General features: G+C 63.0%; 14 protein-coding genes. 4 read left to right on the top strand and 10 right to left on the bottom strand.

Going from position 1 to position 13,022, the window contains the following annotated elements:
• Positions 1-5 precede the first annotated feature (5 nt).
• Genes G7009_RS05245 through G7009_RS05230 form a run of 4 tightly spaced genes read left to right on the top strand, consistent with a single transcriptional unit; the run spans position 6 to position 2,726 of the window.
• The gene (locus tag G7009_RS05245) at positions 6-806 is read left to right on the top strand and encodes an enoyl-CoA hydratase/isomerase family protein (RefSeq protein ID WP_058171442.1); all 801 of its coding nucleotides are present in this window, start codon (positions 6-8) and stop codon (positions 804-806) included.
• A 30-nt stretch (positions 807-836) separates the two neighbouring features.
• Positions 837-1,832: a VOC family protein gene (locus G7009_RS05240; protein WP_058171443.1), complete on the top strand. Its 996-nt coding sequence runs from the start codon at positions 837-839 to the stop codon at positions 1,830-1,832.
• Positions 1,816-2,301, top strand: coding sequence for a MaoC family dehydratase N-terminal domain-containing protein (locus G7009_RS05235; RefSeq protein WP_308813312.1), 486 nt, complete (start codon positions 1,816-1,818; stop codon positions 2,299-2,301). The genes G7009_RS05240 and G7009_RS05235 overlap by 17 nt, the downstream gene beginning before the upstream one ends.
• Positions 2,302-2,360: 59 nt before the next feature.
• Positions 2,361-2,726 carry a MaoC/PaaZ C-terminal domain-containing protein gene (locus tag G7009_RS05230; protein ID WP_235583925.1) on the top strand — a complete coding sequence of 122 codons (366 nt, stop codon included), beginning with the start codon at positions 2,361-2,363 and terminating at the stop codon, positions 2,724-2,726.
• Between the two features lie 3 nt (positions 2,727-2,729).
• Here the strand turns inward: G7009_RS05230 and G7009_RS05225 are convergent, their stop codons facing one another.
• The 10 genes from G7009_RS05225 to G7009_RS05180 all read right to left on the bottom strand — a co-directional run bounded on the left by G7009_RS05225 (position 2,730) and on the right by G7009_RS05180 (position 13,018).
• A complete protein-coding gene (locus tag G7009_RS05225) occupies positions 2,730-3,506 on the bottom strand; it encodes a hypothetical protein (RefSeq protein WP_181128920.1) in 777 nt (258 codons plus the stop codon).
• 70 nt (positions 3,507-3,576) lie between these two features.
• Positions 3,577-4,275, bottom strand: a complete 699-nt coding sequence (locus G7009_RS05220; protein ID WP_201024771.1) for a nitroreductase — start codon at positions 4,273-4,275, stop codon at positions 3,577-3,579.
• A gap of 40 nt (positions 4,276-4,315) precedes the next feature.
• Complete coding sequence (locus G7009_RS05215; protein WP_058171447.1) at positions 4,316-5,374, bottom strand: phosphotransferase family protein; 1,059 nt, start codon at positions 5,372-5,374, stop codon at positions 4,316-4,318.
• A 38-nt stretch (positions 5,375-5,412) separates the two neighbouring features.
• Positions 5,413-6,573 (bottom strand): CaiB/BaiF CoA transferase family protein, encoded by a 1,161-nt coding sequence (locus G7009_RS05210; protein ID WP_058171448.1) that lies wholly within the window; start codon positions 6,571-6,573, stop codon positions 5,413-5,415.
• Entirely contained in the window at positions 6,570-7,838 is a 1,269-nt protein-coding gene (locus G7009_RS05205) for an acyl-CoA dehydrogenase family protein (RefSeq protein ID WP_058171449.1), read from the bottom strand. Before G7009_RS05205 ends, G7009_RS05210 begins: the two co-directional genes overlap by 4 nt.
• A gap of 41 nt (positions 7,839-7,879) precedes the next feature.
• Positions 7,880-8,665, bottom strand: coding sequence for an SDR family NAD(P)-dependent oxidoreductase (locus tag G7009_RS05200; protein ID WP_058171450.1), 786 nt, complete (start codon positions 8,663-8,665; stop codon positions 7,880-7,882).
• A 29-nt stretch (positions 8,666-8,694) separates the two neighbouring features.
• Complete coding sequence (locus G7009_RS05195; protein ID WP_058171451.1) at positions 8,695-9,465, bottom strand: SDR family NAD(P)-dependent oxidoreductase; 771 nt, start codon at positions 9,463-9,465, stop codon at positions 8,695-8,697.
• Between the two features lie 12 nt (positions 9,466-9,477).
• Positions 9,478-10,758 (bottom strand): MFS transporter, encoded by a 1,281-nt coding sequence (locus G7009_RS05190; protein ID WP_058171452.1) that lies wholly within the window; start codon positions 10,756-10,758, stop codon positions 9,478-9,480.
• 85 nt (positions 10,759-10,843) lie between these two features.
• Positions 10,844-11,719 carry an enoyl-CoA hydratase/isomerase family protein gene (locus G7009_RS05185; protein WP_058171453.1) on the bottom strand — a complete coding sequence of 292 codons (876 nt, stop codon included), beginning with the start codon at positions 11,717-11,719 and terminating at the stop codon, positions 10,844-10,846.
• A gap of 78 nt (positions 11,720-11,797) precedes the next feature.
• The gene (locus tag G7009_RS05180) at positions 11,798-13,018 is read right to left on the bottom strand and encodes an acyl-CoA dehydrogenase family protein (protein ID WP_058171454.1); all 1,221 of its coding nucleotides are present in this window, start codon (positions 13,016-13,018) and stop codon (positions 11,798-11,800) included.
• Positions 13,019-13,022 lie beyond the last annotated feature (4 nt).

Genomic DNA, 13,022 nt, shown 5'->3' with positions numbered 1-13,022 from the left:
CAAATATGACATACAACTGTCTCGAACTGGACGAGCGGGGACCCGTACTCCGGGTCACGCTGAACCGACCGCAAGTCCTGAATGCGCTCAACCTCGAACTGGTCGACGAGTTGGGACGCCTCTTCACCGGCTTGTACGTGCGCGAGGATATCCGGGTCGTGGTCATGCGCGGTGCAGGCCGGGCTTTCTGTGCCGGACTCGATCTCACGGAACACGCTGCGCAGACCTCGACGCTTTCGGTGTCGGAGGGGTTGGCGTCTACCCGCCGCTACCGCGATATCGTCATCGCCATGCGCCGTTGCCCGCAACCGATCATCGGCCTGCTCAACGGGCCCGCCTGCGGCGGCGGCTTTTCCCTGGCCCTGGCGACGGATGTGCGTATCGCCACATCGACCCTGCGCATGAACGCCGCGTTCATCCGTATCGGCTTCAGTGCCTGCGACATGGGTCTCAGCTATTTCCTGCCGCGCATGGTAGGCAGCTCGGTCGCGGCGGAATACATGCTGACTGGGCGCTTCATCGATGCACAACGCGCTTACGAACTGGGGCTGGTCAGTCGCGTGGTCGCGCCGGAGCAGCTCGAGGAGGAAGCCAGTGCCCTGGTAGAAGATATGCTCAGAACCGCGCCTTTGGGGCTGCGCCTGACCAAGGAGGCGCTGGGTCATGCCATCGATGGCATGAGCTTGGAAGCGGTGATAGCCATGGAGGACCGCAACCAGACCCTGTGCGCCCATGGCGAGGATTTCCGCGAGTCCATGGCGGCGTTCATCGAAAAACGCCAGCCCCAGTACCCTACGGTAGGGTAGGCGAATGCCTGGGCCGAGAGAGGAGGATGTATGTCGATACAACTATCAGCCCTGAGCCATATCAGCGCGATCGTGGATGATGCGGCTGCGGCGGGGCGTTTGCTCGGCGATGTTTTCGACGCCCCGCTGTTGCAGCGTGCCTCTTCGTCCTCGCAACAGGAGAATGCGACGCGGATAGTGCATGCGGGGCTCGGTGACGTCCGGCTGCAATTCATCCAGCCGGGCTTGGTGGATGGACGGCTTCACCGGCAACTCAGGGAACATGGGCCGCAGGTTCATAGCCTGGCGTTTTTCGTCGCGGACCTGACGTCCGCGGAGGCCGCATTCGCGCAGGAGGGGATTGCCGTCCTCGATCGCTCGGACATTGATCTGCAGAGCGCCACGGGCCTCGTCGAGGCATCTGTCTGTGTGTTTGCAACGATGGCGCGTCTCGGTTTCAACATCGAGCTGATCGGGGCCACCGGCAGTTCGAGGGTAGCGGGCGACGATGAACTGCCGGGAGACGCGCTGTTCGGCAATTTGTCTCCCCTTCTGCATGTCGAACTCGCCGTCGATGACCTGGAGGACCCTTGTGCTCTGTTACAGCGGCTGTTCGACTCGGGGAAGGTCGAGGGTAGCTTTGCTGAGTTTCTCGGTGGCCTGGGTTCCCTCGATATCGTCCATGTGAATCTGGGCAATGTGGTTCTTCAGTACTGCCGCCCGAAAACCGAGGATTCCCCCTGGGCGCAACTGCTGGCGCGCCGAGGCCGGGCCATTCACAACATCACCTGGTTGGTGCGCGACATGCCCGAGACCGTGGCGGCGCTGACGCGACAGGGTGTGCAGGATCTGCGCAGTTTCTCGCTCGATTTCGGCCAACTGGTCGGTCGCGAGAACCTGCCGGAACATCTCGCTCCGCAGCGGATCGTCGATCTGATGCCGAGGCTCGGTTTTCATATGGAGTTGACCGAAGCCTTTGCAAGCAATATCGACGACTTCATCTTCAATCCTTTCGGCAACTGGAAAGCGCGTGCGCAGCTTTCATGATGGGGAGCGCAGCATGCTGGACAGGACGCTGATCGGTCATTGCCTGACGCCGCACAGCGTCGAGGTGGAAAAGGGCCGTCTGCGCTTTTTCGCCAAGGCCACGGGGCAGCTCGATCCTGTCTATCTGAACGAGGCCGCGGCGCGGCAAGCCGGTTACCGCAATATTCCGGCGCCACCGACATTCCTGTTCTGCCTGGAGAACGACTCCCCCGATCCCTGGGAACTGCAACGGCTGCTCGGTCTGGATCTGGGGCGTCTGCTGCATGGTGAACAGTCGTTCGTCTATCACCGGATAGCCTGTGCCGGTGATGTACTGACCTTCGAACCGCGGCTGAGCGACATTTATAGCCGTCGCGACGGGGCCCTGGAGTTTTTCGTGCGTGAAACGCGAGTCACCGATGCCATGGGCGAGCATATTGCCGATCTGCGTTGTGTGGGGGTGCAGCAGCATGACGGGAGGCCGGTATGAGTCGGGGTGCTGATAGTCCTGGTCCTCAACCACTTCGTTTGGCACCTATTGATCGGACCATGCTGGCGCTCTACGCAGGGGCGTCCAGTGACCACAACCCGGTGCATATCGACAGCGACTTCGCTCGGCGGGCGGGCCTGCCTGACGTATTTGCCCACGGCATGCTGTCGATGGCCTACCTTGGCCGTTTTCTCACAGACTGGATACCGCAGTCGCGGATTCGCCGGTTTTCCGTGCGCTTCGTCAGCCGGGTGGAGCTGGGTGCGGCGCTGCTATGCAGTGGCGAGATCCTCGATATTAACGAGCATGACGGGGAGCGCCTGGCGCGCGTCGAGGTGCGGGTGACCGGCGAGGCTGGAGAGCTGAAAGTGATCGGCGAGGCCTGCGTGGCACTCGCGCCAGTGGCCGGCACCCGCCTGCGATGAGGTTCAGTGCCCGCGGGCTTGCGTATCCAGCGCCTGCATGGCCCGTATCAGATAGCGTCCAACCGCATTCGGGGCCCACTGTCCCGAGGTGAGCAGGCGCTGGCGCACGAAGCGATAATCTTGGATGGGGGCCTTCAGGGATTGGGCCAGATGGACATCCCGCGCGGATAGCATGGCGAACCGGTGTTCCACCGAAGTATCCAGCCTGATCATGGCCTGGCTGTCCGGAAGCCAGACGGAAGCCAGGTAGGGAAAGGATGTCTGCTGGTATTCCACTAGCAGTTGGCCGATCTCACGGCTGAGATCATGCAGCGCACGGCGGGTTTCCGATGCCGGCGGTAGTTCGTCATGGAGCGCGCCGAGCGCGCTGTCGAGCTGGGCATGCGCATCGAGGACGGGAGGGAGCCAGCGGGCATAGGCTGATAGTGTCGAACGCGCCGCAGTGGCGGACTGCGGCAGGTTCTTCAGCTCGGCGATCGCGGCGCCCAGATTCTGTACCTGCTCGGTGATATCGCCGTGGTCGAACTGCGTGGCCATCCCGAGCAAGCGCGCCATGTCGTTTCTGTAGGCTTCGTCGTTGCCGATGTGGTAGGGAGTGCCGTTGAGGTTGTAATAGATCAACACGTTCGCCGTCACCGAGCTGGCCAGCGTTCGCATCTCCTGGATCTCATCCTGGCGACTTGCCGCGCCGTCGGCCATGGCCAGTGCAGAGGACATGAGCAGGGCCAGGTATAGGCAGCCAGGCAGTCGATGCCATCCATTCTTCTTGTGGTGTGTCATCAGGGTTCCCTCGTGGGTGTTCGTCCATAAGAAATCGATGTTCCAGGGCAATCGCATGAAGCCTGGTCATTCATCGGTGAAACCGGACGGCCTGAGAGAGTTCGCCCCGGTCGACACGGGCTGCGTTCGCTTTCACTTCGGTATCCTCGTAGCCAAAGGAAATGCCCAACAGCAAGCGATGTTGCGCTGAAACGCCGAGCTGCTCGCGCACCAGGTCGGGATACAGGGTCAGGGCGCCCTGGGCACAGGAATCGATCCCCCGTGAGGTCATCGCCAGTAGCAGGGTTTGGGCATACATGCCGCAGTCCGCTGCCTGGCGGATGTCGAAGGGCAACGGCAGGAAAATGAAGGCCACATGGGGCGCATCGAAAAAGCTGAAGTTGCGCAGGAAGGCGTCGTTGCGTCCGGCCTTGTCCTGCCTTTCCACCCCCATGGCACCGTAGAGTTGGGCTGCGGCATCGAATTGCCGCTCGCGGAAGATGCCTTCGTAGCGGGTATCGACGGGCCAGTCCGGGTGCATGTTTTCGGGAAGCCTCGCCGCCGCGAGCAGCTTTTTCCGCAAGGTATTGCAAGCCTGGCCCGACAGTACATGGACGATCCAGGGTTGTACGTTGCAGTTGGACGGCGTTTGCTGGGCGAGGCTGAAGACTTCCTGCAACAGCTCGTCGGGCACTTCATCGTCAAGGAAGCCGCGAACCGAACGTCGCCTGAAGAGGACTTCATCGAACGAGCGGGTGTGTTGCTCAGGGAGCCGGGAGTGCATTTCCATTCGTCTTTCCATGTTATTGGCGGGTGTCTTTGTGGGGCTGTTACCAGTCGAGTGGCCGGACAGTCAGGTCGACGGCGTGGTCCAGGGTGGTGGCGAGGACGGTGGGCATGTCGAGGGTGCTGGCATTGGGCATGGGCTGCCGCTGGTAGAGGGCGATCAGTTGGGCCAGCGCGCCGACGTTGCGCAGCATCGCCAGCAGCCAGTAGAACTTCACCTGCGCCTCGGACATCTGGATACCGGTTTGCCGTTGGTAGGCCTGCAGCGCCTGCCGCCGGGTCCACCATCCGGGAGCACGGCAGGGCATGCAGCACTGCTGTGTATAGACCGGGCTGTCGTTCGGCTCACCCCAGACGACAAGCATCAGCATCAGGTCGTAGCAGGGGTCACCGATGGTCGCCATTTCCCAATCGACGATACCCTGTACGCTCAGGCTGTCCGTATCGACCAGCACGTTGTCCAGCTTGAAGTCCAGATGCACCAGGGTGCCCGGTCGTTCGGCAGGCTGGTGGGCCACGAGCCAGTCCCGCAGTCGCTCGACCTTGCGCATCGACTCGCCCGACATGACTCGCGAGGCGCGCTTGTGCCAGCCGTGGATTTGCCGCGCGATGAAACCTTCGGCCTTGCCCAGGTCGGCGAGCCCGGCCTCGGCGGGGTCGATGCGGTGCAGTTGCGCCAGGGCGTCGACGATCAGCGCGCCAAGTTTGCCGCCGATGTCATCCACTGCGGCGAGTTGCACTGGCAGCTCGCGGGAGATGGCGAGACCCTGGCGGAACTCGCTGATCAGAAAAGGCACGCCGATCACGCTGGGGTCATCGCAATACGCCAGTCCCAGCGGTATGGTCGGTAGGCATTTTCCAAGCCGCGAGAGGATCTTGTACTGGCGGGCGAAGTCGTAGGCACCGGGAGGCGCGTCATTGTCGGGCGGACGGCGGAACACCGCCGACTTGCCGTCGAGCGAGACGAGGTAGTTCAGATTGGCGATGCCGGAGGCAAACTGGCGAATCTTCCGCTCACGGTCGAAGGTCATGCCTTGCCCGGCGAGATAGTGGGCAACGGCGTCCCAGTCCTGTACCGCTGCGCGGCTATTGTCAATGAACATGCTGGCTCTTCCTCGTCGCTGTTGCTGGGTCAGGACGTTCAGTCGCCCGTTGCCGGCGGGATCGCTCCACTGGCGCGCAGCACCGCGATCCGGCCGGCAGCGAAGCCCCAGTCGCGCAATACGCTTTCGGTATCGGCACCAGGGGCGGAAGGGGCACCGGGGTGCGGCGGCGAGCTGCGGCTGAAACGTGGTGCCGGTGCCGGTTGGGTGACGCCGGCGATATCGATGAACAGGCCGCGTGCGCGGTTGTGCGGATGTTCCGGGGCCTCGTTCCAGTCGAGCACGGGGGCGAAGCAGACATCGCTGCCTTCCAGCAACGCGCACCACTCGGCACGAGCCCGGGTCTTGAATATTGCCGCGAGCCGTGCCTTGAGCTCCGGCCAGCGTCGATGGTCGTGTTGCGCATCGAAAACCGGGTCGTCCAGCCCCAGTTTCTGGCGCAGCAGGGCATAGAACTGCGGTTCGGCTGCGGCGATCGAAATGCAGTGACCATCGGCGCAGGCATAGGCGGCGTAAAAGTGGGCGCCCCCGTCATTGACGTTGGCACCGCGCGCGTTGCGCCATAGGCCGGCGGCCTTGAAGCCCCAGTTCATCGCGGCGAGCAGTGCCGAGCCTTCGCTCATGGCTGCGTCGACCACCTGGCCGTGGCCGGATTTCCCTGCCTCATGCAGCGCACAGAGGATGCCGAAGGCCAGCAGCATGCCGCCGCCACCGAAGTCGCCGATCAGGTTCATCGGCGGTACGGGCGCTGTATCCGGCGTGCCTATGGTATGCAGCACGCCAGCCAGGGCGATGTAGTTGATGTCGTGGCCGGCGGCCTGTGCCAACGGGCCCTCCTGGCCCCAACCAGTCATGCGCCCATAGACCAGCCTGGGGTTGCGCGCCAGGCAGGCCTCCGGGCCCAGCCCCATGCGCTCCATCACACCGGGACGGAAGCCTTCCAGGACAATATCGGCCTGTGCCACCAGGTCGAGCACCGCCTCGGTGGCACCCGGCTTTTTCAGGTCGATGGCCACCGAGCGCCGCCCACGAGCCATTACATCGAAGCGCGGCTCGACCCACTTCATGATCTCGCCGCCCCCCGGCCGGTCGATGCGGATCACTTCCGCGCCCATGTCGGCCAGCATCATGGCGCAGAACGGTGCCGCCCCCAGCCCGACGATCTCGACGACTTTCACTCCAGCCAGCGGCCCGCTCATGCCGCGCCCCCCAGTTGCATGAAGCCGAACATATAACCGGCGACACGGCGCATCTGGATTTCCTCGGTGCCTTCGGTGATGCGGTAGCGGCGATGATGGCGGTAGATGTGTTCGAAGGGCTTGTGCCGGGAATAGCCCAGGCCGCCGTGAATCTGCATGGCCCGGTCGGCCGCCTCGCAACACAGCCGGTTGGCCCAGAAGTTGAGCATGGATACCTTGTCGCCTTGCGAGGCCGCTCCGTACCTGTCCATCAGCCAGGCGGTCTTGTGGAGCAGCGCGCGGACCATTTCGCACTGGGTCTGCAACTCGACGAGCGGGAACTGGATGCCCTGGTTGTTCGCCAGCGGCTTGCCGAAGGGCGCCCGCTGTTTGGCGTAGCGGATCGATTCGTTGACGCAATATTGTGCCGCCCCGAGGCTCGCCGCCGCCTGGCGGATGCGGTTTTCGTTGAAGAAGCGCTGGGCGATCGTCAGGCCCTCGCCTTCGTGGCCGACGATATCGTCGTTATGAACCTTGACGTCGGTGAGGCTGACGCTGGCATGATCGGTGGGCATGACGAAGGTCCACAACAGCTCCTCCACCACATGCCCCGGTGTGGCCTCGGGTTTGAGCGGCACCAGGAAGGCAGTGATGCCTTTGGCGTCGCCGGCCTTGCCGCTGGTGCGGGCGAACACCATGTTGGTGTCGGCCCAATTGGCGCCCGAGTTCCAGGTCTTGCTACCGTTGATGATCCAGTGCTCGCCTTGGCGCCGGGCGACGGTTTCCATGTGGGTGGCATCCGAACCGTGGCCGGGCTCGGTGATCGCCATGGCCATGGCCGCGGAACTGTCGAGGAGCGCCGGTAGGTACTTGCGTTTTTGCCCTTCGCTGCCGAACTCGATCAGCAATTGAGCGGTGAGCACCTGTACGGAAACGATGGCGTGCTCGGTGGCTGCGTCGTTGTGCAGGCCCAGACCTCTCGCGTTCAGGTGCTCGCGAATCACCGCCATCTCCAGGTTGCTGCCATCCCGACCGCCATAGGCCTTGGGCAGGGCATAGCGGTAATGGCCGGCGGCGTCGGCGCGGCGCACCGCTTCGGCCAGCAGCGCTTTCCATTCCCTGGCGTGCTGGCCGCCGTTTTCCCAATCGGTCCGCGCATTTTCGCGGCGGTGATCAAAAAAACGGATGTTGTCGTTTTCATTTTCGAGCGGTTTGATTTCACGCTCGATGAAGTCATCCAGCTCGGCGAGGTAATCGGTCAGCTTCTTCGGTAGTTCCAGATCCACGGAATAGCTCCTTCATGATTGGCGAGGGGATTGACATGACCTCAACCGAGGCGGCCGAACGGATGCGTGCTGGATACCCCACCATCTACCGCAATGGCCTGGCCGTTGACGTAGGAGGCATCCTCGCTGGCGAGGAAAGCCGCCATGGCGGCGATTTCCTCGGGTTGTCCGGGGCGCTTGAGTGGATTGACCTGGCCGAGCCGGGAAGCTGCGCCGCGTGCCTTGGCCGCGTCGAACAGCGCCCGGGTGCCTTCCGTCTCGATGAGACCCGGCAGAATGGCATTGACCCGCACGCCGGTGCCGGACAGTTCGTTGGCGGCCACTTGCGCCAGGGAGTTGACGGCAGCTTTGCTGGCGCTGTAGGCCGCATCCCCGGCATTGGCGCGCAAGGCCGCCACCGAGGAGGTGAAGATGATCGAGCCGAAGCCCTGAGCCCGCATATGGCGACCGGCGTGCTTGGTGGCGAGGAAGGCGCCGATCAGGTTGACTCGCAGCACCTCCTGCCATTGGGCGACGGTCTGCTCGAATAGGGAGACGTTGCCGACCCAGGTCGCCGCATTGGCGAAGAATATCTCCAGGCCGCCGAATTCGGCGATGCAGCGGGCGACCATGGCCTCGACGTTGGCCTCGATCGATGCATCCGCCGCCATTGCAATGGCGCTGCCGCCAGCGGCGCGGATCAGCTCTGCGGTTTCCTCGACTCTAGCGACAGTGCGGCCGGCAACCAGCACCTGGGCGCCTTCCTGGGCGAAGCGCAGGGCGCTGGCCCGACCGATACCACTGCCGGCGCCGGTGATGATCGCGCGTTTGTTGTGTAGCCGTTGCATGTGCTTGTCCTCATGGGCCAATGAATGGCTCAGGTACCGGCGATGGTCAGGCCGCCATCGGCCATGATCAGCGCGCCATTGACGTAGCTGCTCTGTGCCGAAGCGAGGAAAGCCACTATCGAGGCAATTTCGCTGGCGTCGCCAAAACGGCCTATGGGTACGTTGCTCTCCCTGGCGCGCAGAGTGGCCTGGTCGAATTTCCCCAGTGAGGCAGGGGTGCCGATCATGCCGGGCGCAATCGCGTTCACCCGGATGCCATGGGGGCCTAGATCGAGCGCGGCAGCCCGCGTCAAACCCGCTACCGCTGCCTTGATGGCGCAGTAGGCGACGGAGTTCCTGAGCGCCAGGACAGCGGCTGCGGAGCTGAGGTTGATTACCGTGCCGGCACCGTGCCGCTTCATCTGCGCCGTCGCCGCCTGGGTTGTCCAGACGATGCCTTTAAGGCCCACGGCGAGCATTTTCTCCAGGGTCTCTTCGTCGATCTCTTCGATCGATTGATAGCTTGCCCAGACGGCGTTGTTTACGAGCGTCGCCAGCGGCCCGCTGAGGTCGGCTTCGATGCGCTGGAATACTTCATGCACCTCGCTGCGTCGAGCGACATTGAGCACATACGCGTGAACGTCCAGGCCATCGGCGCGCATTTGCGCGACGGACGCCTCGAGGCGCGCTGGGCTGATGTCGAGGCAGGCGACGCGGGCGCCGTCGCCGGCAAGGCGTTCGGCGATGGCGCGGCCGATTCCTCGAGCCGCTCCGGTCACGACCGCGACGGTTCCCTCCAGTCCTCGCTTGTTGTGCGCCATGTGAGACCTCCTTCAGCAATTGCTGGGTGCGATTGCGTCTGTTGTCTGGCTGGCGTTGGGCATGCGGTCGCTCAGACGTATGGCAAGAACGGTCAGTGCAGCGGAGATGGCGACGAAACCAAGGCCGATGAGCAGCATGGTGTCGTAGGAACCGGTCAGGTCGTAGGAAGTACCGAACAACGGTGGACCTATGGCGACACCGACGCAGGCGAGGGCATAGGCGACGCCGTAGATGGAGGCGAAGTCCTTGGTCGCGCCGAACATCCGCGATATCAAAAGTGGTGGGAAGATGCTGTTGTAGGCATAGCCGAAGGCATAGGCGATGAACAGCGTCACGCCGATGGTGGAGAAGACTGCCTGTCCGCTCATTCGGGTGAAAAGGAGCAGTGCGATGGCGCCGAAGAACAGACAGACAAGATTGGCGTTGACCGTCCCGATTCGGTCGTTCAGCCAGCCCAGGGTCACCTTGGCGCCGATCAGGGAAAGCATGCACAGGCCCATGAAGGTCCCGGCCTCGACCGGGCTGATACCCTTGCTGGTCAAATGGGCCGGAGCGTGCTGGATGAAACCGATGATGGAAGCATGCCCGAAGAACAACGCCATGCACACGAGCCAGAACGCCGGCGAGCGATAAACCGCCCTGGCGGATATGCCCGCTGGCGTGTCGGTAGGTCCGGATGGGGCACCCTCCTTGGCCCCATAGGGCTGCAGTCCGAGCTTCGACGGATGACTGTAGAGAAACGGAAGCACTGGCAGGGTGAGCGCCAGTATGACGGCTCCCAGCAGCTTGTAGGCAGGCTGCCAACCGGCTTCGATGATCATGCTGGGCAGGAAGGTGCTGCCAATCGCTGCATAGACCCCGGTAAAGGCCATCGCGACACCCATGGACATCCCCCTGCGCTGCTCGAACCAGTTGGTGATGATCACCGATGCTGGCAGGAACGAGCAGGCCGGCAGGGTAAAGCCGATGATGATGCCGGCGACATAGAACTGCCACAGGCTGGTGAAATAGGACATCGCTATATAGGAAAGGCCGGCGCCTGCCCCGGAGATGGCGACCATCGCCCGGATGCCGATCTTGGGCAGCATCCTGCCCCAGAACGGCATGGACACGATGACCATGAGGGACATGATGCTGGTGTAGAGGGTAAAGGCAGCCCGTGGAACCTCCAGTGTCGTGGAGACGGGCAAGGTAAAGAAAGACAGCAGGGTCGTGGTGCCCATGGTCGCCACCAGCAGGCAACAGAACGCCAGCAAAAGCCATGCTCTATGAATCTTTTCTTTTATCAACATGTGAAAGCCTCTATTTATTGTTGTGGCTGTTCTCGATCGAGAAACCGGGCCTGTGGCTCGGGCAACCCGCGATGAATAGGTGTGGTCAGTGTTGGTCAGAGTGTGGGGGCTCCGATTCTGCGGCTACCGCATCTGCGACCTCGATGAGCAAGCCCCCCATGCGTGCCTCGCCGTCGCGGGTATGCGCGCCCAGTCGCATGAATTTGCGCAGCAAGCGTTTTGTCGAGGGATCGCGTATGGCATGAGCGGCGAGCAACTGTTCGTCCAGCAATCCCTGCCGCCAGGGCAGGTCGATGTTGCCCACCGACTCCTTGGCCAGGGCCACCGCGTGGGGCGGCCATTTGGCGATGCGCAACGCTAGGGCATCGACGAAGCGGTTCATGTCGTCGACGCTGTCGAAGATGCGGTTGAGATAGCCCCAGCGTTCTGCCGTCTCGGCATCCAGGTCGTCACCGCCGAGGATGACTTCGAGCGCCCGCCCGCGACCTATCAGCCGGGGAAGGTTCTGCGATCCACAGGCAGCAGGCAGCAGGCCAAGCGGTACCTCCATCTGGTTTATCAAGGTCTTGCCGCGCACGCCGAAGCGCATGTCGCAGGAGGACGCCAGTTCGCTGCCACCACCACCGGCGCGGCCGGCGATTTTCACCAGACTGGGTTTCGGGTTGTCCCGAAGTCCTGCGCACATGGCCTGCAGTGGGCTCAATTCCCTCGGCCGCTTGGGCAGTCCCTCGATGGTTTTTTGTATAACGACGGAGGTATCGAAATGGGCGACAAAGAAATCCGGGTCCTGGCTTTGCAGCACCAGAACTCGCACACTGTCGTCCATGGCAATCCGCTGACCCAGCTCGGTCAGATCCGCCATCATCTGTACCGACATGATGTTGCAGGGCGGATTGTCGATGGTGGCGAACAGGACGCCGCGATCGAGTGTGCCGGTCAGGGTATCGAAGCGATAGGTCACCAGAACCTCCAGAAGAGCCCATCTGTCAGCCTGGGCTCAAATCTGTTTGTGGATGTACGGGCTACGAGCTGGATCGCTCTACGCGTCGTAGCGCGCCAACTCCAGTTTGGCGATGGCGTTGCGATGCACCTCGTCCGGCCCGTCGGTGAAGCGGATCGCGCGTTGCAGGGCATACATTTCGGCTAGCGGCGTGTCGTCACACAGGCCGGTGGCGCCATACATCTGGATGGCCCAGTCGACGATCCGGCTGGAGACGTTGGGCGCCAGTACCTTGATCATGGCGATTTCGCCACGCGCCTGCTTGTTGCCGACGGTGTCCATCATGTAGGCGGTCTTGAGCACCAACAGTCGGGCCTGTTCGATCATGATGCGCGCCTCGGCGATGCGCTCGCGCCAGACGCCCTGCTCGGATAGTGGGCGCCCGAATGCCACGCGGCTCTTGGCGCGTCGCACCAGGAGCTCCAGAGCGCGCTCGGCGACGCCGATGCAGCGCATGCAGTGGTGGATACGTCCTGGGCCGAGGCGGCCCTGGGCGATCTCGAAGCCGCGACCTTCGCCGAGCAGCAGGTTGCCCACCGGTACTCGCACGTTGACCAGTTCCACGGCCATGTGGCCCGAGGGGGCATGATCGAAACCGAGCACCCGCAGCGGGCGTACCACGGTAACGCCGGGGGTGTCGGCGGGAACCAGGATCATTGATTGTTGCAGGTGGCGGGGCGCCTCCGGGTCGGTCTTGCCCATGACGATGAATATCTTGGTGCGCGGATCGCCGGCGCCGGAGATCCAGGACTTGCTGCCATTGATAACGTAGTGGTCGCCGTCGCGCTCGATGCGGGTCTGTACGTTGGTGGCATCCGAACTGGCAACGTCCGGTTCGGTCATGACGAAGCTGGAGCGAATCTCGCCTCGCAGCAGCGGATCGAGCCAGGCGTCCTTCTGCGCCTCGCTGCCGTAGAGCTCCAGGGTCTCCATATTGCCGGTATCCGGCGCCGAACAGTTGAACACTTCGGGCGCCCAGTCCACCTTGCCCATGATTTCGCATAATGGTGCGTAGTCCAGGTTGGACAGCCCTTCCGGCGCCCGCGCCGAATGCGGCAGGAACAGGTTCCACAGGCCGTCCGCTTTTGCCTTGAGCTTGAGCTCTTCGATGATGGCGGTCGCCTGCCAGGCGTTGCCCGCGCGGCGATTGGCCTCTACTTCTTCATTGAAGCGGTGCTCGTTGGGATAGATGTGCTCGTCGAAAAAGCGCAGCAGCCGTTGCTGGAGTTCTTTGGACTTGGGGCTGTAATCGAAATCCATGGTG

The sequence above is a fragment of the Pseudomonas capeferrum genome (assembly GCF_013523055.1).
Lineage (GTDB): Bacteria > Pseudomonadota > Gammaproteobacteria > Pseudomonadales > Pseudomonadaceae > Aquipseudomonas > Aquipseudomonas capeferrum_A.
This window is presented reverse-complemented; position numbering and strand designations above follow the sequence as displayed.

Coding starts and splice junctions, on each gene's coding strand:
- G7009_RS05245 (WP_058171442.1), top strand. CDS start 6: ATGACATACAACTGTCTCGAACTGGACGAGCGGGGACCCGTACTCCGG.
- G7009_RS05240 (WP_058171443.1), top strand. CDS start 837: ATGTCGATACAACTATCAGCCCTGAGCCATATCAGCGCGATCGTGGAT.
- G7009_RS05230 (WP_235583925.1), top strand. CDS start 2,361: ATGCTGGCGCTCTACGCAGGGGCGTCCAGTGACCACAACCCGGTGCAT.
- G7009_RS05225 (WP_181128920.1), bottom strand. CDS start 3,506: ATGACACACCACAAGAAGAATGGATGGCATCGACTGCCTGGCTGCCTA.
- G7009_RS05220 (WP_201024771.1), bottom strand. CDS start 4,275: ATGGAAATGCACTCCCGGCTCCCTGAGCAACACACCCGCTCGTTCGAT.
- G7009_RS05215 (WP_058171447.1), bottom strand. CDS start 5,374: ATGTTCATTGACAATAGCCGCGCAGCGGTACAGGACTGGGACGCCGTT.
- G7009_RS05210 (WP_058171448.1), bottom strand. CDS start 6,573: ATGAGCGGGCCGCTGGCTGGAGTGAAAGTCGTCGAGATCGTCGGGCTG.
- G7009_RS05200 (WP_058171450.1), bottom strand. CDS start 8,665: ATGCAACGGCTACACAACAAACGCGCGATCATCACCGGCGCCGGCAGT.
- G7009_RS05195 (WP_058171451.1), bottom strand. CDS start 9,465: ATGGCGCACAACAAGCGAGGACTGGAGGGAACCGTCGCGGTCGTGACC.
- G7009_RS05190 (WP_058171452.1), bottom strand. CDS start 10,758: ATGTTGATAAAAGAAAAGATTCATAGAGCATGGCTTTTGCTGGCGTTC.
- G7009_RS05180 (WP_058171454.1), bottom strand. CDS start 13,018: ATGGATTTCGATTACAGCCCCAAGTCCAAAGAACTCCAGCAACGGCTG.